The sequence below is a fragment of the Klebsiella sp. BDA134-6 genome (assembly GCF_015601345.1).
GTDB classification, from domain to species: Bacteria; Pseudomonadota; Gammaproteobacteria; order Enterobacterales; family Enterobacteriaceae; genus Klebsiella; species Klebsiella grimontii.
Map to the genome: position 1 here is coordinate 2,764,546 of NZ_CP064784.1, position 19,433 is coordinate 2,783,978.

A 19,433-nucleotide genomic window follows, 5' to 3' on the forward strand; every position below is an offset into this window, starting at 1 on the left:
AAAGGGAAAACAACAAGCTATTCATTAGCTGACAAATTAAAAAGGAAAACCTATGCAACGCAGATTAACGACGCTTGCTCTGGCGTTAGCGGCCCTGACGGCCAGCTCGGCCATTAGCGCAAAAACGCTGGTCTACTGCTCAGAAGGATCGCCGGAAAATTTTAACCCTCAACTCTACACCTCCGGGACCAGCGTGGACGCCAGCGCGGTGCCTGTTTATAACCGGCTGGTCGATTTTAAAGTCGGCACTACGGAACTGGTGCCGAGCCTCGCTGAGAGCTGGGAAGTCAGCGAGGATGGCAAAGTTTATACGTTCCATTTACGCAAAGGCGTTAAATTCCAGAGTAATAAATATTTTAAACCCAGCCGTGATTTTAATGCCGACGACGTTATTTTTTCGTTTATGCGGCAAAAGGATCCTCAACACCCTTATCACAATATCTCCAGCGGCAATTATTCTAATTTTGAGAGCCTGGAATTTGGCCAGTTAATTACCGCGATTGATAAGCCTGATGAATATACGGTGCGTTTCACGCTGGCTCATGCCGAAGCGCCATTTGTCGCCGATCTTGCCTGGTATTTCGCCTCTATTTTATCGGCGGAATATGCCGATGCGATGTTAAAAGCCGGTACGCCAGAGCGTGTGGATATGGACCCGATTGGTACCGGTCCTTTCAGGCTCGCGCAATATCAAAAAGATTCCCGTATTCTTTTCACCGCGTTCCCGGAATACTGGCAGGGGAAGGCGCAGATCGACCGTCTCATTTTCAGCATCACGCCGGACGCCTCGGTACGTTACGCCAAGCTGGAGAAAAACGAGTGCCAGGTGATGCCGTTCCCTAATCCGGCCGATCTGCCGCGAATGAAAGAGAACAATGCGATCAACCTGATGAGCAAAGCGGGTCTTAACACCGGCTTCCTTGCTTTTAACACCCAAAAAGCGCCGCTGGACAACGTGAAGGTGCGCCAGGCGTTAGCGATGGCGATTAATAAACCGGCGATTATTGAGGCGGTATTCCACGGTACCGGTACGGTGGCGAAAAACCTGCTGCCGCCGGGCGTATGGAGCGCGGATAGCCAGCTTAAGGATTATGAATACGATCCGCAGAAGGCCAAAGCGCTGCTGGCGGAATCGGGCGTTGCGGGGCCCATTACCATCGATCTGTGGGCGATGCCGGTGCAGCGACCCTATAACCCGAACGCCAAACGTATGGCCGAGATGATTCAGGCCGACTGGGCGAAAATCGGCGTGCAAACTACCATTACAACCTATGAGTGGGGTGAATACTTAAAGCGGGTGAAGGATGGCGAACATCAGGCGGCGCTGATGGGCTGGACCACCGCCACCGGCGACCCGGATAACTTCTTCGGCCCATTATTTACCTGCCAGTCGGCGGAGGGTGGATCGAACTCGGCAAAATGGTGCTATCAGCCATTTGATAAAATAATTGCCGAAGCAAAATCGATAACCGACCGCCAAAAACGCGAAGCGCTCTATCTTCAGGCGCAACAGATGATGCACGATCAGATGCCGGCAGTAATGTTTGCCCACTCGACAATATTTGAACCGGTGCGAAAAAATGTCTCCGGCTACGAAATAGACCCCTTTGGCAAGCATATTTTTTATCAGGTTGATATCAGATAAACGGCTAAAGATAGCCCGCCGGCAACGGCGGGTTTATTTTATTGCACTACTTGACGTAGCACCCTTTTTGTCACAAAACTTACCCGTGTTATTTGCTATAACTCTTGCCGAAATGGTATTCACAGGGATTAACCTATATGCGTACTCAGTTATTTTTTAAGGTCGCCGCGCTCGCTGGCCTGTTAGCATTGGCCGGCTGCTCATCTAAAATTGCTAAACCGGAACAATATTCGGGATTTTTAAAAGATTACTCTAACTTAAAAGAAACCACCTCGGCATCCGGCAAACCGGAACTGCGCTGGATTTCTCCGGATTACAATCCGAGCAACTATGACAACGTTGTTTATAATCCGATCACCTACTACCCGGTACCGAAACCGACCACTCAGGTGGGCGAGAAGGCGCTCAACGATATCCTGAGTTACACCAATAAAGAGATGAAACAGGCTATTTCCGAGCGTAAACCGCTGGCTACCACCGCAGGTAAGCGCAGCCTGATCTTCCGCGGCGCCATTACCGGCGTGGATTCCAGCAAAGAAGGCCTGCAGTTCTACGAAGTGATCCCGGTCGCGATGATTATCGCCGGTACCCAGGCGGCAACCGGTCACCGTACCATGGATACCAACCTGTACTTTGAAGGTGAACTGATTGATGCCGCGACCAAAAAGCCGGTCATCAAAGTGGTTCGTAAAGGCGAAGGCAAAAATCTGTCCAACGAAAATACGCCGCTCACCGTCGAGACACTGAAGCAGGTGATAGACGATATGGCGATTGACGCGGTGAAATTCGATCCGAATAACCGCTAAGCAAGGTTCATCGTAAAATGAAGGCGCTATTCGTTGATAGCGCCTTTTTTATTAGCTACAACGCAGCGTCAGCGGTGTTATGAGCGAACCTGGGCCAGCCTGCGGCGCAGCAGCCACTGCTCCGGACGAGCAAACATCACCAGATTTCCCACCAGGATCAGCGCCAGCCCGGCCACGGCGTTGCTATGCCAGACGTAGCCTTCATAAAAGGTGGAAATCGTCAGGGCGACGAGTGGAAACAGCAGGGTGCTGTATGCCGCTTTCCCTGCGCCGATGCGACCCACCAGGGTGAAGTAGGCGCCAAAAGCAATTACCGAGCCAAACACGGCCAGATACAGCAGCGCCCCCATATAGCTCAGCGTCCACTGTGGGGCAAAGCTATCACCGCGTATCAGCGCGATGGCGCCCATGACCAGGGTGCCGTAAAGCATGGCCCAGCTGTTGGTGGTCAAGGTCTCCAGGCCGCGGCGCTGGTGGCGGATGCTGAGCATATTGCCGAGTGAAAAGCCATAGGTTCCCAGCGCGCTGAGGGCGATACCCAGCAGCAGCGAGGCGTTCAGGCCGCTGGCCCAGAGATCATCCCAGAATAGCGTCACGATCCCTGCCAGGCCCAGCGCGGCGGCCAGCCAGAAACGGCCAGGAGGCTGCTGACGATAGAAGAGAAAGCTGTTGATCGCATTAAACAGCACCGCCATAGAGAAGATCACCGATTCAAGGCCGGTATTGATATACGCGGCGGCGGTATAAAAACACCAGAAATTAAAACAGAAGACGCAGCAGCCCTGCAGCAGGCAGAAGACATGGTCGCGCGCGGCCAGCGGGCGCAGGCGACGGGTTACCAGTAGAATGGTCAGCATCGCGACGCTGGCGACGGCAAAGCGCCAGAAAATGGACACCGGCGCGGCAACCGGCCCCTGCTGCAAAAAGATAGCAATCCATGTCGTGCCCCAGATAACCACGACCAGCCCGTAGAGTAATGCGTTCAAAATGTCTCTCCTGTGAGTGTTGTCGCGATCATTTTGCGGCCTGGCACCGCGCGGCGCTGTCATCTGCTTGTTGCCGACTTGCAAATTCTTGCGCTTATTTTTAGCCTGCGGCAGGGGAAGGCTGGTATCTGCCAGCGACTCTTCATAGACTAGAGATCTGTGGAATCAGAAGTGTGAAGGGTTATGGCTTACGGGACTTTCGAAACATTGCGTCAAAAAAATGCCGTGCTGCGCGAGACGGTGCAGCTCAACTCCGGTATTCAGCTGGCCGCGTGGTATAACAATCTTGATACCATTACGGTACAAAGCGACCACCATACCCTGAGCCTGTATATTGCCGATGGCTACGAAAGTTACCAAAAAACGCCCCACGGCTGGAAAAACGGCGGCGGGCCGGACCGTTTCTGTCTGATGCCAAAAGGCGATGAGAGCACCTGGGATATCCGCGGCGATCTCTCTTTTGTGCATCTTTACTGCACCGATGAACACCTGCGTCGGGTAGGCGAGCAGATTTGGGACCGCAGCCCGGCCTCGTTCACGCTGCAGGAAAAAACCTTCTCCAGCGATGATAAAATCACCGCTGTCTATCGCCAGTTTCTTCTCGACAACGACTGGCAGCAGCAGGCGAATCAACTGACGTTGAGTTCGGCCAGCACGCTGCTGCTCACTCACCTGATTCAGCGCTATTCAAACGTCCAGTGGCGCCTACCGACGGTGACCGGCGGGCTGGCGCCGCACGTCTTGCGTAATCTGCTGGCATGGATTGAGGAGAACCTCGACCGGCCGTTAACTCTCGCGGATCTGGCGCAGGAAGCGGCGCTGAGTGAATACCATTTTGCGCGGATGTTTCGCCAGTCGATGAAGATGGCGCCGCATCAGTACGTGATGCAGCGCCGGATGGTCAAAGCGCAGGAACTGATATACCGTAGCCAGATGTCGTTAACCGATATTGCGATGGCCTGCGGCTTTAGCACGGCCAGCCACTTTAGTCATCGGGTGAAAAGCGCCACCGGCCTGACGCCCTCGCAGCTACGCGCGGCGCAGCGATAAGAGCAAAACGTAGCTGACGCCGCCGAGAGCCAGTCCCCAAAATGCAGAACCGACACCGCCCAGCGTCACGCCGCTGGCGGTGACCAGAAAAGTCACCACCGCCGCATCGCGCTCACTCTCCTGATTCAACGCCTGAAACAGACTGCCGCCGATGGTGCCGAGTAGCGCAAGCCCGGCAAGCATCTGGATCCACGCCATTGGTAGCGCTGACATCAGCGAGGTGATGGAGCCGCCAAATATCCCCGCCAACAGATAAAAAACGCCCGCCGCCGCCGCCGCGAGCCAGCGCTTTTGCGGGTCCGGATGGGCATCCGGGCTCTGGCAAATCGCGGCCGTAATGGCGGCGATGCAGATCGAGTAGACGCCAAAGGGCGACAGCAGCAGCGCCAGGCCGCCGGTGGCGACAATCAGCGTTGAAGCAGGGACCCGATAGCCGGAGGCCTGAAGGGTGGCGAAGCCGGGGGCGTTTTGCGACGCCATGGTGACGAGGAAAAACGGCACGCCGACGCTGAGCAACAGTGCTGGCGTAAATTCAGGCGCAATCCAGGACGGGGCGACGAAGCTCAAACCTATTTGTGACGTTGTCACCTCACCGCTAAACCCGGCTACCGCGCCGCCTGCCAGCAGGGCAGCCACTACCGCGAAGCGGGGAAGCCAGGCTTTGCACAGTAGCCAGACGGCTAACATACTGCCGCAGAGCAGCAAATTTCCCTGCAGGCTGGCGAAAGCCTGCATGCCGAAGCGCAGCAAAATCCCGGCCAGCATCGCCGCCGCCAGCGAATGAGGGATGATTTTCATTAGCCTGGCAAAGATGCCGGTGGCGCCGCAAAGCACGATTAAGGCATTGGCAAAAATAAAGACGCCAACCGCCTGGGAGAGCGTGACCCCCTGCAGGCCGGTGACCAGCAGCGCGGCGCCCGGCGTCGACCACGCGGTAAGGATAGGCACCTTCCGCCACAGGGTGAGCGCCAGGGTGCTGACGCCCATCCCCAGGCCTAAGGCGGTCATCCAGCCCGCGATTTGCGAAGCATCGGCGCCTGCCGCGGCGGCGGCCTGCCAGATGATCGCCGCAGAGCTGGCGTAGCCGACCAGTACGGCAACGAAGCCGGCTAACAGAGTCGGGAGAGGGAGAGTAAAAGTGCGCATGGTTGTGCCTTGTACGTTATAACGGTCGATATAATTTAGCATCGTGCGCTATAACGCACAATCGGCTTTTGGTGTGCTGAACCCCGACAGGCTTTGGGACCTGGTAAGCTAAAACTGCATTCCCCCTGTAGAATCCGACGCATGCGCGTATAATTCCCGCAGAGATTATTAGGAGGTTGAATGGATATTGCGCAACACCTGTCGGCAACGTTAAAAACGCTGCGACAGCAGCGCGGCTGGAGCCTGTCGCGCCTGGCGGAAGAGACTGGCGTATCGAAGGCGATGCTGGGGCAGATCGAACGTAACGAATCCAGCCCGACGGTGGCGACGTTATGGAAAATCGCTACCGGGCTTAACGTACCGTTTTCCGCCTTTATTGTTGCCGATGACGCCGCCGAACCGACGGCGTTCGATCCCCAGCAGCAGGCCATGGTGGTGACGCCGCTCTTCCCATGGGACCCGGCGCTGCGCTTCGATCACTTCTCCATTACCCTTGCCCCCGGCGCGCTGAGCGAGTCAACGCCGCATGAGCAAGGGGTTATCGAACATGTGGTGGTGATTAGCGGCGTGCTGGATCTTTGCCTGCAGGGGGCGTGGCTGACGCTGCAGCCAGGAGAAGGGCGGCGCTTCGCCGGCGATTTAGCGCACGCCTATCGCAATAGCGGGTCGCACACCGCCCATTTCCATTCGTTGATCCACTATCCGAAAGAGAAATAAAAAAGCCGCGAGCAAACTCGCGGCCAGGCAAATGACTGAGACAGCAAATCACAACGTGACGAGGAAAATCCGGAATACGTGATGACTCTATCCTTAGGCGCTTTTTCTGGGAAATATCTTTTCCTTCAATGCTTTGCTAAAAACTGAAAATTACTCCCGCCGCGGCGATGGAAATTGTTTTGGTCTGTGCCCAGTTCTGACTACAATAGCCGCCATTTCGACCCCCTATAATGGATAACGACGAGCGTATGCGCCTGCAAAACCATCATCTTGAACTACTGAGTCCCGCCCGCGATGCCGGGATCGCCCGTGAAGCGATTTTACACGGCGCGGATGCGGTCTACATCGGCGGGCCGGGCTTTGGCGCGCGCCACAACGCCAGCAATAGCCTGAGCGATATCGCCGGTCTGGTACCGTTTGCCCATCGCTACGGCGCGAAAGTGTTCGTGACCCTGAACACCATTCTTCATGATGATGAACTGGAACCGGCGCAGCGCCTGATAACCGACCTGTATGAAACCGGGGTGGACGCGCTGATTGTCCAGGATATGGGGGTGATGGAGCTGGATATTCCTCCGATAGAGCTGCACGCCAGCACCCAGTGCGATATCCGCAGCGTAGAGAAAGCGAAGTTTCTCTCCGACGTCGGCTTCAGCCAAATCGTGCTTGCCCGCGAGCTGAATCTTCAGCAAATCAAAGCGATTTACGATAACACCGACGCGACCATTGAATTCTTTATCCACGGCGCGCTGTGCGTGGCCTATTCCGGGCAGTGCAATATTTCCCATGCCCAGACCGGGCGCAGCGCCAACCGCGGCGACTGCTCGCAGGCCTGCCGTCTGCCCTACACTCTCAAAGATGACCAGGGCCGCGTGGTGGCGTATGAAAAGCATTTGCTATCGATGAAAGACAACGATCAGACCGCCAACCTGGCCGCGCTGATCGATGCCGGGGTGCGCTCCTTCAAGATTGAAGGCCGCTACAAAGATATGAGCTATGTGAAGAACATCACCGCACATTATCGCCAGATGCTGGACGCCATTATTGACGATCGCGGCGACCTGGCGCGCGCCTCATCGGGGCGAACCGAACACTTTTTTGTACCGTCGACGGATAAGACCTTCCATCGCGGCAGCACCGACTATTTTGTCAATGCGCGCAAAGGCGACATTGGCGCTTTTGATTCACCAAAGTTTATTGGCCTGCCGGTGGGTGAAGTTCTGAAAGTCGGCAAAGACTTTCTCGACGTTGAGGTGAGCGAAACGCTGACCAACGGCGACGGCCTGAACGTGATGATCAAACGTGAAATCGTCGGCTTTCGCGCCAACACGGTGGAAAAAACCGGCGAAAATCGCTATCGCGTATGGCCGAATGAGATGCCCGCGGATTTATACAAAGTGCGTCCGCACCAGCCGTTAAACCGCAACCTCGATCATAACTGGCAGCAGGCGCTGCTGAAAACCTCCAGCGAGCGCCGCATCGCCGTCGATATCGAACTGAGCGGCTGGCAGGAGCAGCTGGTCCTGACGATGACCAGCGAAGAGGGCGTCAGCGTCACCCACACGCTGGATGGCGAGTTTGCCGAGGCGACCCAGGCGGAGAAAGCGCTGGCGAATCTGCGCGACGGTGTGGCGAAGCTTGGCCAGACCATTTACTATTCGCGCAACGTCGAGATTAACCTGCCGGGCGCGCTGTTTGTGCCAAACAGCCTGCTGAACCAGCTGCGCCGTGAAACGGTTGAAATGCTCGATGATGCGCGCCTGAAGGCCGTGGCGCGCGGCAGCCGCAAGCCGGTTTCCGTTCCACCGCCGGTGTATCCGGAAACGCATCTGTCGTTTCTGGCTAACGTTTACAACCACAAAGCGCGCGAGTTTTATCAACGTTACGGCGTACAGCTGATCGACGCCGCCTATGAAGCCCACGAAGAGAAAGGCGATGTGCCGGTGATGATTACCAAGCACTGCCTGCGCTTTGCCTTCAACCTCTGTCCGAAACAGGCCAAAGGCTCGATTAAGAGCTGGAAGGCGACGCCGATGCAGCTCATCCACGGTGATGAAGTGCTGACGCTGAAGTTCGATTGCCGGCCGTGCGAAATGCACGTGGTTGGTAAGATAAAAAATCATATTCTGAAAATGCCGCTGCCGGGCAGTATCGTGGCGTCCGTGAGCCCCGATGAGCTGATGAAAACGCTGCCAAAACGCAAGGGCGCTTGATAACGAAATCGCTACTGGTAGTGATGCATTTTCGGTTTTCGCGCATTCTGCCAGTGGTGATGTTCACGCAACTCGGAGGCGGCGTCTTCCGCTTGGCTGCGCAGTTCATCGCTATCGGCTTCGTGCTGCAATTGCTGTTCGAGACTCTGTACCGGGAAGAAATCGTGCCCTTGTTTGCGGGCCAGTACGTGCCCGGAAAACAGGGCGCACACCAGCAGTAACGTCGAAATGCTTCTCCTGAACATCTCTTTTTCCATGCTATCGGCGAATGGGGCTACTATGCCCGGAATTGGTTGAGTTTATCTCTGCGGTTATCAAAGAAGAGAAAAGCCTTTGTCAGCGGCGCCTGACGGATGGTGAAAAAAAGCCCGACGGCGTGCCGTCGGGCCGAACTTACAACGGTAAGCGCGCTATTACGCTTTCAATCCGGCGGCCGTCATCAGCAGCCGAAATCCCATGCTCACCGCCGCCAGCGCCAGCACGCTTCCTCCCCACAGGGCGACCATCCATAATGTCCGCTTAAGCCATACTCGTTGCATCAGTGATACCCCTCGCCGTGTTGAACTTTGCCGCGAAATACGTAGTAGCTCCAGAAGGTATAGCCGAGGATCACCGGCAGAATCAGCAGCGCGCCGACCAGCATAAAGCCCTGGCTTTGCGGCGGCGCGGCGGCCTGCCAAAGGGTGATGCCCGGCGGAATAATATGCGGCCAGATACTGATCCCCAGTCCGCTAAAGCCGAGAAAGATCAGCCCCAACGTAAGAACGAACGGCAGCAGATGGCTGTCGTTGTTGCGAAGCGCTCGCCATAGCCAGGCGCTTATCGCCGCGACCAGCAGCGGCACCGGCAGCAGGAAGAACAGGTTAGGCAAGCTAAACCAGCGCTCGGCGATGGCCGGCTGCGCCAGCGGCGTCCAGATACTGATGGCGACGATTGCCGCCAGCAGCGCCAGCAGTAAACCACGCGCGGTGACGCGCATATTACGGTGCAGCGCATTCTCGCTCTTCATGACCAGCCAGCAGGCCCCCAGCAGCGCGTAGGCAATACACAGTCCTAAACCGCAGAACAGGGTAAACGGCGTCAACCAGTCAAACATTCCGCCGCTGAAGCTGCGGCCGCTGACTGCGAAACCGTTGATCACCGCGCCGACCACCATGCCCTGGGTGAAGGTGGCCAGAATGGAGCCGCCCATAAAGGCGCGATCCCAGAACGGGCGGTGCGATGGCGTCGCGTTAAAGCGGAATTCAAAAGCGACGCCGCGGAAAATAAGCCCGATCAGCATCAGGGTCAGCGGGATCGCCAGCGCGTCGATAATCACCGCATAGGCTAGCGGAAACGCGCCGAACAGGCCCGCGCCGCCGAGCACCAGCCAGGTCTCATTGCCATCCCAGACCGGCGCGACGCTGTTCACCATGACGTCGCGGTCGGAAACGTCCCGCGTGGTAGCAAATAAAATGCCGATGCCCAGATCGAAGCCGTCCATCGCGATATACATCAGGGTGGCGAAGACGATAATGACAAACCAAATAACCGATAAATCGATACCCATTAATGGGACTCCTTCTGCTGTGCGTGGTCGGTAGCGGCGGAAAGGGGGCGCGCTGGCGTCCCTGACGCGGGCGGCTGCGCTTCCTGCGGCCCTTTGCGAATCAGACGCAGCATATAGCTATAGCCGACGCCGAATACCGAACCGTAGACGACGATAAACGTCAGCAGACTGATCGACATATGCAGGTCGCCGTGCGCGGAGACGGCATCCGCGGTGCGTTGTACCCCGTAGACGACCCACGGCTGGCGGCCCACCTCGGTGGTCACCCAGCCTGCAAGAATGGCGATAAGTCCCGAGGGCCCCATCCATAGCGCAAAGCGTAAAAAGGGTCTGGAATGATACAGGCGACCGCGGTAGCGCAGCCACAGCGCCAGCGCGCCGAGCAGGATCATCAGCATCCCTAGCCCGGCCATCAGGCGGAAGGACCAGAACACGATGGTGGCGTTAGGCCGATCTTCCGCGGCGAACTCCTTCAACGCGGGCACCTGTTTATCCAGGCTGTGGGTAAGGATCAGGCTGCCGAGGGCCGGGATTTTCAGACCATAGCGGGTACGTTCCTGCTGCATATCCGGCCAGCCGAACAGCAGCAGCGGGGTGGACTCACCGGGGATATTTTCCCAGTGGCCTTCAATAGCCGCGATCTTCGCCGGCTGGTGCTTGAGCGTATTCAGCCCGTGCATATCGCCAATCATTGCCTGAATGGGGGCAACAATCAGCGTCATCCACAGCGCCATGGAGAACATCGCGCGAACGGCGGGCGTATTATTGCCCCGCAGCAGGTGCCAGGCCGCCGAGGCGCCGACGAACAGCGCGCTGCTGAGAAAGGCCGCCACCGACATATGCAGCAGGCGGTAAGGGAATGACGGGTTAAAGATCACCGCGAACCAGTCCACCGGCACCACCTGACCATTGACGATCTCAAACCCCTGCGGCGTTTGCATCCAGCTGTTGGACGCGAGGATCCAGAAGGTGGAGATAATCGTCCCCAGCGCGACCATACAGGTGGCGAAGAAGTGCAGGCCCGGCCCGACGCGGTTCCAGCCGAACAGCATGACGCCGAGGAATCCGGCTTCCAGGAAGAAGGCGGTCAGGACTTCATAGGTCAGCAGCGGGCCGGTAATGCTCCCGGCAAATTCGGAGAAACCGCTCCAGTTGGTGCCAAACTGGTAGGCCATCACCAGACCGGAGACCACCCCCATGCCGAAGTTGACGGCAAAGATTTTCGACCAGAAGTGGTACAGCGAGCGCCAGGTCGGGTTTTTCGTTTTTAACCATAAGCCTTCGAGCACCGCCAGGTAGCTGGCTAAGCCGATGGTGATGGCGGGGAAGATGATATGAAATGACACGGTGAAGGCGAACTGGATCCGCGCCAGGTGAAATGCATCAAGACCAAACATGCAGAACTCCACAACAAAATTGATTCAGCGCAATTCTAGGCCTCCACCCAGGCCGATAGCAGGAACAAAAAACCTGTTTTTATCTATAACAGTTGTCGATTTGCGCTCTTTTTTGATGTCTCAACTCTTTTTTTCTAAAAGCAAACTATTTAACGCGCCGGGATAGTATGTTATTTTGATTAGACGTGAGTGCTGCCTGTCAGTATTTCAACGCTCCTTTGGGTAAGCGAGATTTATATATTTTTTTTAAATATAGATTCGCTGAATAAATCATAAAACGCGTATTAATCCTATAATAAAACAATTGTCCGTTTTCTCTCCGGTCGCGCGTTGCGTCATTAACGCTGGTCTCGCGCGCTGTGGATTTTACTCTGGGATTTGGGTTCAGGGGATACGCACTCTGAGTTAAGCGTATGTTTAATACATGCCTGTAATCTTAAGCGGTTGGTTATTGGAAAGTGTATTTATTGATTATATTTTACAGAGGATGTGATTTTGTCAACTAATGGACTTCGCAGTTTATGTACTGTTTTGTTAATTATGACTTTTTTTTGGGTATTCGTTGTTAGCGGATTCATTATGTTATTTTAAATACGCTTGTTGTTTAAGCGCTTGAGTTTGTTCTGTATCAAATAGATATATGAGCAATAAACGAATAGCTTAGCGATAGGTAATTCGTGCTATCGCCGATGCCAATCTTTGTAAATAGGTCAGTATATAAATACTGGCCTATTTTTTTAACTGATATACAATCGTGCAGACATTTTCTTGCGGATATCTCTATGAAAAAGTACCAGCAGCTGGCGCAGCAGATCACCGAACAGATTGGGCTTGGAGTGTGGTTACCCGGCGACAGACTGCCTTCGCTGCGTGAGCAGGTAGTGAGCAGCGGAATGAGCTTCATGACCGTCAGCCACGCCTATCAGTTGCTGGAAAGCCAGGGGCGGATTATCGCGCGCCCGCAGTCCGGTTATTATGTCGCGCCGCAGCCGCTCAAACAGCGCCAGCCGGAACCGCCTCCGCAGGTGACGCGCGACGAGTCCGTCGATATCAATACCTACATTTTCGAGGTGCTGCAGGCCAGCCGCCAGGCCTCAATGCTGCCCTTTGCCTCCGCTTTTCCCGACCCGCGCCTGTTCCCGCTGCCGCAGCTCAACCGATCCCTGGCGCAGGTCAGCAAAACCGCTACCGCCATGAGCGTGATTGAAAACCTGCCGCCGGGGAATGATGAACTACGCCACGCGATTGCCCGACGCTACGCGCTGCAGGGAATGAATATCTCGCCGGATGAAATTGTCATTACCGCCGGGGCGCTGGAGGCGTTGAATCTTAGCCTGCAGGCCGTCACCGAACCTGGCGATTGGGTGGTTGTGGAAAACCCCTGCTTCTACGGGGCGCTGCAGGCACTGGAAAGGCTGCGCCTTAAGGCGCTGTCGGTGGCGACCGACGTCAAAGAGGGGATTGACCTCGACGCGCTGGAGCAGGCATTGCAGAATTACCCGGTTAAGGCCTGCTGGCTGATGACCAACGGGCAAAACCCGCTCGGCTTTACCCTCAGCGCAGAGAAAAAAGCGCAGCTTGTTGCCCTGCTGGCGCGCTACAAGGTGATGCTGATTGAAGATGACGTATATAGCGAACTCTATTTCGGCCGCGAGAAACCGCTGCCGGCAAAGTACTGGGATCGCGACGATATGACGCTGCACTGCAGCTCGTTTTCGAAATGCCTGGTCCCCGGCTTTCGCATTGGCTGGGTGGCGGCGGGCAAGCACGCCCGACGTATTCAGCAGCTACAGCTGATGAGCACGCTCTCTACCAGTTCGCCAATGCAGCTGGCGCTGGTGGATTACCTTTCGACCAAGCGCTACGACGCCCATTTGCGGCGTTTGCGCCGCCAGCTTGCCGAGCGCAAGCAGCTGGCCTGGCAGGCACTGCTGCGCCATCTTCCGGCAGAAGTAAAAATTCATCATAGCGATAGCGGCTATTTTCTCTGGCTTGAGCTCCCCGCCGGGAGCGACGCGGGGGAGCTGAGCGCCCGCGCGCTAGCGTATAACATCAGCATTGCGCCGGGAAAAATGTTCTCCACCACTGACAGCTGGACCGCATTTTTCCGCTTTAACACCGCGTGGGGCTGGGGCGAAAGAGAGGAGCAGGGGGTTAAGCGGCTGGGCGATCTGATTCGCGAGATGCTGGCCTAGCTAAAATTGCGCCCGTCAGGCATGCACGGCAGCGGTTAAAACAGGTTGGTCGCCATGCTGTCGTTTTGTTTATATCCGGCGATTATCCTCGCCGAAAAATAAGCCGCCTTAGTCTTTCAGTTATCATGCCGGTTATTATTTTACCGGCATGAGCCATATGAAATTTGCATAGTCGTATTATCTCGCTAACTCCTTGTCTATAATCCACAAAGTTATCCCGTGTATCTCGTTTTTGCGTAATGCGCCCCTTGTCACAACCTGAATAAATTTCCCCAGGGGGCTATAGCGCGCCGTCTACTGTTATTAAGGGAGATATTTTTACGGCACGGCTGCCGCTCATTTTCTTGTGACAGGAGTAAGACCCGATGAGCAATAAAATTGCCCGCGGCAGCTTATGCGTGCTGGGTATGGTTTTCCTGACGGCGCAGGCCGCCGAGCCGCCGACTTCTCTCGATAAAGGCGAAGGCCGTCTCGATATTATCGCCTGGCCGGGATATATCGAACGGGGACAGACCGATAAAAGCTACGACTGGGTAACCCAGTTTGAAAAAGAATCGGGCTGTCAGGTCAATGTTAAAACCGCCGCCACATCCGACGAGATGGTCAGCCTGATGGCGAAAGGCGGTTATGACCTGGTCACCGCCTCCGGCGACGCTTCGCTGCGCCTGATTATGGGCAAGCGCGTACAGCCGATTGACACCTCGCTGATCGCCAACTGGAAGTCCCTCGACCCGCGGGTGGAAAAAGGCGCATGGTTCAACGTCAACGGTAAGGTTTACGGCACCCCGTACCAGTGGGGGCCGAATCTGCTGATGTACAACAGCAAAATCTTCCCGACGCCGCCTGATAGCTGGAGCGTGGTGTTCGTCAAACAAAATCTGCCGGACGGCAAAACCAACCTGGGCCGGGTGCAGGCCTATGACGGGCCGATTTATATTGCCGATGCTGCGCTCTTTGTCAAAGCCACCCAGCCGCAGCTCGGTATCACCGACCCCTATCAGCTCACCGAAGCGCAATATCAGGCGGTACTCAAGGTTCTGCGCGATCAGCACGCCCTGATTCATCGCTACTGGCACGATACCACCGTACAGATGAGTGATTTTAAAAACGAAGGCGTCGTGGCCTCCAGCGCCTGGCCGTATCAGGCCAACGGCCTGAAAGCGGAAGGCCAGCCGATTGCTACCGTTTTCCCGAAAGAGGGGGTTACCGGCTGGGCGGATACCACCATGCTGCATAGCGACGCAAAACATCCGGTCTGCGCCTATAAATGGATGAACTGGTCGCTGACGCCGAAAGTCCAGGGCGATGTCGCTGCCTGGTTTGGTTCTCTGCCGGTGGTTCCTGAAGGGTGCAAAGCCAGTACGCTACTGGGAGATAAGGGCTGCGAGACCAACGGCTATAACGAGTTCACCAAAATCGCGTTCTGGAAAACGCCGGTCGCGGAAGGCGGGAAATTCGTACCCTACAGCCGCTGGACCCAGGATTACATCGCGATTATGGGCGGTCGTTAAGTCGCCGGAGGCGAACAATATGCACGCGGTAGAGTTCGATAATGTCTCGCGGCTGTACGGCGACGTACGGGCGGTGGATGGCGTCAGCATCGCCATTCGCGACGGTGAATTTTTCTCCATGCTGGGGCCCTCCGGCTCCGGCAAAACCACTTGCCTGCGCCTGATTGCCGGGTTTGAACAGCTCTCTGGCGGCGCGATTCGCATTTTTGGTAAACCGGCCAGCGAGCTGCCGCCGTGGCAGCGCGACGTTAATACCGTTTTCCAGGATTACGCGCTGTTTCCTCATATGTCGGTGCTCGATAACGTCGCCTACGGTCTGATGGTTAAAGGAATCGGCAAAAAGGAGCGTCACGCCCGCGCGATGGAGGCGCTGGAGAGGGTCGCGCTCGCGTTTGTGCACGCGCGAAGGCCATCACAGCTTTCCGGCGGACAGCGTCAGCGGGTAGCGATCGCCCGCGCGCTGGTGAATCAGCCGCGGGTCCTGCTGCTGGATGAGCCGCTCGGCGCGCTGGATTTAAAGCTGCGTGAACAGATGCAGCTGGAGTTGAAAAAACTGCAGCAGGCGCTGGGCATCACCTTTATTTTTGTTACCCATGATCAGGGGGAAGCACTGTCGATGTCCGATCGGGTGGCGGTGTTTAATAATGGGCGAATCGAACAGATTGATGCGCCCCAGGACCTCTATCTGCGGCCGAAAACGGCGTTTGTGGCCAGCTTTGTCGGTACCGCCAACGTGTTCAGCGGAGAACGGGCGCATAGGCTCTGCGCGATGGCGGGATCCTGGTCGCTGCGTCCGGAGCATATTCGTCTGAATACCGCCGGTGAGATCCAGATTGCGGGGGTGGTACAGGCGGTACAGTATCAGGGGGCCGCGACTCGGGTCGAACTCAAGCTGGCCGATGGCGAGAAGCTGTTGGTGAGTCAGGCGAACGTTGATGGTCATGCCGCGTTAAACGCACCGCCGGTGGGACAAACGGTGCTGGCTTCGTGGTCGCGTGCGGCAATGGTGCCGCTGGAGAGCGGGGGCTGATATGACGATGGCGATTCCGTCCGCTTCTCCCGGGCGCTTATCCGCGCTGTTTTGGCGTAAACCCTCGCTGGCCCTGTTTTTGCTTCTTCTTGGCCCGCTAATGTGGTTCGGCATTGTCTATCTGGGATCGTTGCTGACCCTGCTATGGCAAAGCTTCTACACTTTCGATGATTTCACCATGTCAGTGACTCAGGACCTGACGCTGGCCAATTTGCGGGCGTTGTTTAACCCGGCAAACTACGACATCATTCTCCGTACTCTGATGATGGCGCTGTCGGTAACGATCGCCAGCGCGATCCTGGCATTGCCTATGGCCTGGTATATGGCCCGCTACACCCGCGGCAAGATGAAGGCGTTTTTCTATATCGCCGTAATGCTGCCGATGTGGGCGAGCTATATCGTCAAAGCCTATGCCTGGACGCTGCTGCTGGCAAAAGATGGCGTCGCGCAGTGGTTTCTGCGCCATTTGGGGCTGGAAAGCCTGCTGAGTCTGGTGCTGACGATCCCCGCGGTAGGCGGCAATACGCTGTCGACTTCCGGTTTGGGCCGCTTTCTGGTGTTCGTCTATATCTGGCTGCCGTTTATGATCCTGCCGGTGCAGGCTGCGCTGGAACGCCTGCCGCCGTCGTTGCTTCAGGCCTCCGCCGATCTTGGCGCCCGTCCGCGCCAGACATTCCGCTGCGTGGTTCTGCCGTTGGCGATTCCCGGCATTGCCGCGGGATCGATTTTTACCTTTTCCCTGACGCTCGGCGATTTTATCGTCCCGCAGCTGGTGGGGCCGCCGGGGTTCTTTATCGGCAATATGGTCTATTCCCAGCAGGGAGCGATTGGCAATATGCCGATGGCGGCGGCCTTTACCCTCGTACCAATCGTGCTGATTGCCCTTTATCTGGCGTTCGTGAAACGTCTGGGAGCGTTTGATGCACTCTGACCGCGCGCCGCTGCTCCTGAAGGTGGCAACCTGGGGCGGGGTAATCTTCCTGCATTTCCCGCTACTGATTATCGCCCTCTATGCGTTTAATACCGAAGACGCCGCCTTCAGCTTTCCGCCGCAGGGCCTGACGCTGCGCTGGTTTAGCGAAGCTGCGGGGCGCGGCGACATTATCGAATCCGTGACGTTGTCACTTAAGGTTGCCGCGCTTTCCACCGCTATCGCCCTGGTACTTGGCACGCTGGCTGCAGGTGCGCTGTGGCGCAGCGCGTTTTTTGGTAAGAACGCCGTGTCGTTGCTGCTGCTGTTGCCGATAGCGCTGCCCGGCATTATTACCGGACTGGCGCTGCTCACCGCCTTTAAGGCCGTCAATCTGGAGCCGGGGCTGCTGACGATAGTCGTAGGCCACGCGACCTTCTGTGTCGTGGTGGTGTTTAACAACGTGATTGCCCGCTTTCGCCGGACCTCCTGGAGTCTCGTCGAAGCGTCGATGGACTTAGGCGCAACGGGCTGGCAGACCTTTCGCTATGTGGTGCTGCCTAATCTGGGTTCGGCGCTGCTGGCGGGAGGCATGCTGGCGTTTGCCCTGTCGTTTGATGAAATTATCGTTACCACCTTTACCGCCGGACACGAGCGTACGCTGCCGCTCTGGCTGCTCAATCAGCTCGGACGCCCGCGCGATGTCCCGATAACCAACGTGGTTGCGCTGCTGGTGATGGTGGTGACGATGATTCCGATTCTGGGGGCCTGGTGGCTCACCCGTGACGGCGACATCAGCGCTGAAAACGGAAAATAAAATACCGATACAGGATAATGCTATGCAAAATAACCTTTTGATTAACGGTAAGTTAGTGGCTGGGGAAGGCGAGGCTGTGCCGGTGTTTAATCCTGCCTCCGGTGAAGAGATCGTGTCGATAGCCGAAGCCACGCCGGCGCAGGTTGAGGCCGCGGTTGAGGCCGCAGACCAGGCCTTTGTCAACTGGAGCCAGACCACGCCCAAGAGCCGCGCTGAATGCCTGCTGGCGCTGGCGGACGTGATTGACGAACATGCGCAGACGCTGGCTAAGCTTGAATCGCTCAACTGCGGCAAGCCTCTGCACTGCGTGATCAACGATGAACTGCCGGCGGTCGCCGATGTGTTCCGCTTCTTTGCCGGGGCGGCGCGCTGTCTGCCGGGTATGGCGGCCGGTGAGTATCTCGAAGGCCACACCTCCATGATCCGCCGCGATCCGGTTGGCGTGGTGGCCTCCATCGCGCCGTGGAACTACCCGCTGATGATGGCGGCGTGGAAGCTGGCACCGGCGCTGGCCGCCGGCAACTGCGTGGTGATCAAACCCTCGGAGATTACCCCCTTGACCGCGCTGAAGCTGGGCGAACTGGCAAAAGAGATTTTCCCCGCCGGGGTGCTTAACGTGCTGTTTGGCCGCGGCGCTACCGTCGGCGATCCGCTCACCGCCCATGCAAAGGTGCGCATGGTGTCGTTGACCGGTTCGATTGCCACCGGCGCGCATATCATCGGCCACACCGCGTCGTCGATTAAGCGTACCCATATGGAACTGGGCGGGAAAGCGCCGGTTATCGTCTTTGATGATGCGGATATCGATGCGGTGGTGGAGGGGGTACGGACCTTTGGTTTCTATAACGCCGGTCAGGACTGCACCGCCGCCTGCCGGATTTACGCCCAGGCCGGGATTTATGACCAACTGGTGGAAAAACTCGGCGCCGCGGTCGCCAGCCTGAAGATGGGCCCGCCGGACGATGAGACCACCGAGCTGGGGCCGCTGAGTTCACAAGCACATCTGGACCGGGTCAGCGCCGCCGTCGATGCCGCCCGCGCGCTGCCGCATATTCAAGTGATCGCCGGTGGCAACAAAGCGTCCGGTAACGGCTACTATTACCAGCCGACGCTGCTGGCGGGAGCCAGGCAGGAAGATGCGATTGTCCAACGCGAGGTCTTCGGCCCGGTCGTCAGCGTCACCTCGTTTACTGATGAAGAGCAGGTGCTAAGCTGGGCTAACGATTCACAGTATGGTCTGGCCTCGTCGGTGTGGACCAGGGATGTCGGCAGGGCGCATCGCCTTAGCGCGCGTTTGCAGTATGGCTGCACCTGGGTCAACACCCATTTCATGCTGGTCAGCGAAATGCCGCACGGCGGGCAGAAGCTTTCCGGCTATGGCAAAGATATGTCGATGTATGGCCTGGAGGATTACACCACTATCCGGCACGTAATGATTAAACACGGGTAGGGCACAGTCGT

Annotated in this window: 17 protein-coding genes; 11 read left to right on the top strand and 6 right to left on the bottom strand. The window is 56.8% G+C overall.

Annotated elements, in window-relative coordinates; translation table 11 throughout:
- Nucleotides 1–52 precede the first annotated feature (52 nt).
- Nucleotides 53–1,645 carry an ABC transporter substrate-binding protein gene (locus IYV58_RS12745; RefSeq protein ID WP_195729656.1) on the top strand — a complete coding sequence of 531 codons (1,593 nt, stop codon included), beginning with the start codon at nucleotides 53–55 and terminating at the stop codon, nucleotides 1,643–1,645.
- 137 nt (nucleotides 1,646–1,782) lie between these two features.
- Complete coding sequence (locus tag IYV58_RS12750; protein ID WP_004120852.1) at nucleotides 1,783–2,451, top strand: DUF3313 domain-containing protein; 669 nt, start codon at nucleotides 1,783–1,785, stop codon at nucleotides 2,449–2,451.
- 77 nt (nucleotides 2,452–2,528) lie between these two features.
- Here the strand turns inward: IYV58_RS12750 and IYV58_RS12755 are convergent, their stop codons facing one another.
- Nucleotides 2,529–3,437 carry a DMT family transporter gene (locus IYV58_RS12755; protein WP_004120848.1) on the bottom strand — a complete coding sequence of 303 codons (909 nt, stop codon included), beginning with the start codon at nucleotides 3,435–3,437 and terminating at the stop codon, nucleotides 2,529–2,531.
- A 183-nt stretch (nucleotides 3,438–3,620) separates the two neighbouring features.
- Between IYV58_RS12755 and IYV58_RS12760 the strand changes: the two genes are divergently transcribed.
- Entirely contained in the window at nucleotides 3,621–4,487 is an 867-nt protein-coding gene (locus tag IYV58_RS12760; protein WP_004120845.1) for a helix-turn-helix domain-containing protein, read from the top strand.
- On the opposite strand, the gene IYV58_RS12765 is transcribed toward IYV58_RS12760, so the two are convergent.
- Nucleotides 4,467–5,633, bottom strand: a complete 1,167-nt coding sequence (locus tag IYV58_RS12765) for a benzoate/H(+) symporter BenE family transporter (protein WP_195729657.1) — start codon at nucleotides 5,631–5,633, stop codon at nucleotides 4,467–4,469. The genes IYV58_RS12760 and IYV58_RS12765 overlap by 21 nt on opposite strands.
- 180 nt (nucleotides 5,634–5,813) lie before the next feature.
- On the opposite strand from IYV58_RS12765, the gene IYV58_RS12770 reads away from it, so the two are divergent.
- Both IYV58_RS12770 and IYV58_RS12775 read left to right on the top strand, forming a co-directional pair.
- Nucleotides 5,814–6,350, top strand: coding sequence for a helix-turn-helix domain-containing protein (locus IYV58_RS12770; RefSeq protein ID WP_087829437.1), 537 nt, complete (start codon nucleotides 5,814–5,816; stop codon nucleotides 6,348–6,350).
- 248 nt (nucleotides 6,351–6,598) lie between these two features.
- Nucleotides 6,599–8,563, top strand: coding sequence for a peptidase U32 family protein (locus IYV58_RS12775; RefSeq protein ID WP_032741860.1), 1,965 nt, complete (start codon nucleotides 6,599–6,601; stop codon nucleotides 8,561–8,563).
- Between the two features lie 11 nt (nucleotides 8,564–8,574).
- On the opposite strand, the gene IYV58_RS12780 is transcribed toward IYV58_RS12775, so the two are convergent.
- The 4 genes from IYV58_RS12780 to IYV58_RS12795 all read right to left on the bottom strand — a co-directional run bounded on the left by IYV58_RS12780 (nucleotide 8,575) and on the right by IYV58_RS12795 (nucleotide 11,509).
- A complete protein-coding gene (locus IYV58_RS12780) occupies nucleotides 8,575–8,808 on the bottom strand; it encodes a DUF2554 family protein (protein WP_004120832.1) in 234 nt (77 codons plus the stop codon).
- Nucleotides 8,809–8,976: 168 nt separating this feature from the next.
- A complete protein-coding gene (locus IYV58_RS12785; RefSeq protein ID WP_004120829.1) occupies nucleotides 8,977–9,102 on the bottom strand; it encodes a DUF2474 domain-containing protein in 126 nt (41 codons plus the stop codon).
- Entirely contained in the window at nucleotides 9,102–10,112 is a 1,011-nt protein-coding gene (gene cydB, locus IYV58_RS12790; protein WP_195729658.1) for a cytochrome d ubiquinol oxidase subunit II, read from the bottom strand. The genes IYV58_RS12785 and cydB overlap by 1 nt, the downstream gene beginning before the upstream one ends.
- Complete coding sequence (locus IYV58_RS12795; RefSeq protein ID WP_004120822.1) at nucleotides 10,112–11,509, bottom strand: cytochrome ubiquinol oxidase subunit I; 1,398 nt, start codon at nucleotides 11,507–11,509, stop codon at nucleotides 10,112–10,114. Before IYV58_RS12795 ends, cydB begins: the two co-directional genes overlap by 1 nt.
- Before the next feature lie 782 nt (nucleotides 11,510–12,291).
- Here IYV58_RS12795 and IYV58_RS12800 point away from each other — a divergent pair.
- The 6 genes from IYV58_RS12800 (at nucleotide 12,292) to patD (ending at nucleotide 19,422) form a co-directional block, all read left to right on the top strand.
- Nucleotides 12,292–13,704, top strand: a complete 1,413-nt coding sequence (locus tag IYV58_RS12800; RefSeq protein WP_032742128.1) for an aminotransferase-like domain-containing protein — start codon at nucleotides 12,292–12,294, stop codon at nucleotides 13,702–13,704.
- 365 nt (nucleotides 13,705–14,069) lie between these two features.
- Entirely contained in the window at nucleotides 14,070–15,215 is a 1,146-nt protein-coding gene (ydcS, locus tag IYV58_RS12805) for a putative ABC transporter substrate-binding protein YdcS (RefSeq protein WP_004120816.1), read from the top strand.
- Nucleotides 15,216–15,234: 19 nt separating this feature from the next.
- Nucleotides 15,235–16,245, top strand: a complete 1,011-nt coding sequence (locus tag IYV58_RS12810; protein ID WP_049115973.1) for an ABC transporter ATP-binding protein — start codon at nucleotides 15,235–15,237, stop codon at nucleotides 16,243–16,245.
- Between the two features lies 1 nt (nucleotide 16,246).
- Nucleotides 16,247–17,176 carry an ABC transporter permease gene (locus tag IYV58_RS12815; protein WP_195729659.1) on the top strand — a complete coding sequence of 310 codons (930 nt, stop codon included), beginning with the start codon at nucleotides 16,247–16,249 and terminating at the stop codon, nucleotides 17,174–17,176.
- The gene (locus tag IYV58_RS12820; protein WP_004120806.1) at nucleotides 17,166–17,972 is read left to right on the top strand and encodes an ABC transporter permease; all 807 of its coding nucleotides are present in this window, start codon (nucleotides 17,166–17,168) and stop codon (nucleotides 17,970–17,972) included. The genes IYV58_RS12815 and IYV58_RS12820 overlap by 11 nt, the downstream gene beginning before the upstream one ends.
- 22 nt (nucleotides 17,973–17,994) lie before the next feature.
- The gene (patD, locus tag IYV58_RS12825) at nucleotides 17,995–19,422 is read left to right on the top strand and encodes an aminobutyraldehyde dehydrogenase (RefSeq protein ID WP_142474130.1); all 1,428 of its coding nucleotides are present in this window, start codon (nucleotides 17,995–17,997) and stop codon (nucleotides 19,420–19,422) included.
- Nucleotides 19,423–19,433: the final 11 nt, after the last annotated feature.

Coding starts and splice junctions, on each gene's coding strand:
- IYV58_RS12745 (WP_195729656.1), top strand. CDS start 53: ATGCAACGCAGATTAACGACGCTTGCTCTGGCGTTAGCGGCCCTGACG.
- IYV58_RS12750 (WP_004120852.1), top strand. CDS start 1,783: ATGCGTACTCAGTTATTTTTTAAGGTCGCCGCGCTCGCTGGCCTGTTA.
- IYV58_RS12760 (WP_004120845.1), top strand. CDS start 3,621: ATGGCTTACGGGACTTTCGAAACATTGCGTCAAAAAAATGCCGTGCTG.
- IYV58_RS12765 (WP_195729657.1), bottom strand. CDS start 5,633: ATGCGCACTTTTACTCTCCCTCTCCCGACTCTGTTAGCCGGCTTCGTT.
- IYV58_RS12770 (WP_087829437.1), top strand. CDS start 5,814: ATGGATATTGCGCAACACCTGTCGGCAACGTTAAAAACGCTGCGACAG.
- IYV58_RS12775 (WP_032741860.1), top strand. CDS start 6,599: ATGCGCCTGCAAAACCATCATCTTGAACTACTGAGTCCCGCCCGCGAT.
- IYV58_RS12780 (WP_004120832.1), bottom strand. CDS start 8,808: ATGTTCAGGAGAAGCATTTCGACGTTACTGCTGGTGTGCGCCCTGTTT.
- IYV58_RS12785 (WP_004120829.1), bottom strand. CDS start 9,102: ATGCAACGAGTATGGCTTAAGCGGACATTATGGATGGTCGCCCTGTGG.
- cydB (WP_195729658.1), bottom strand. CDS start 10,112: ATGGGTATCGATTTATCGGTTATTTGGTTTGTCATTATCGTCTTCGCC.
- IYV58_RS12795 (WP_004120822.1), bottom strand. CDS start 11,509: ATGTTTGGTCTTGATGCATTTCACCTGGCGCGGATCCAGTTCGCCTTC.
- IYV58_RS12800 (WP_032742128.1), top strand. CDS start 12,292: ATGAAAAAGTACCAGCAGCTGGCGCAGCAGATCACCGAACAGATTGGG.
- ydcS (WP_004120816.1), top strand. CDS start 14,070: ATGAGCAATAAAATTGCCCGCGGCAGCTTATGCGTGCTGGGTATGGTT.
- IYV58_RS12810 (WP_049115973.1), top strand. CDS start 15,235: ATGCACGCGGTAGAGTTCGATAATGTCTCGCGGCTGTACGGCGACGTA.
- IYV58_RS12815 (WP_195729659.1), top strand. CDS start 16,247: ATGACGATGGCGATTCCGTCCGCTTCTCCCGGGCGCTTATCCGCGCTG.
- IYV58_RS12820 (WP_004120806.1), top strand. CDS start 17,166: ATGCACTCTGACCGCGCGCCGCTGCTCCTGAAGGTGGCAACCTGGGGC.
- patD (WP_142474130.1), top strand. CDS start 17,995: ATGCAAAATAACCTTTTGATTAACGGTAAGTTAGTGGCTGGGGAAGGC.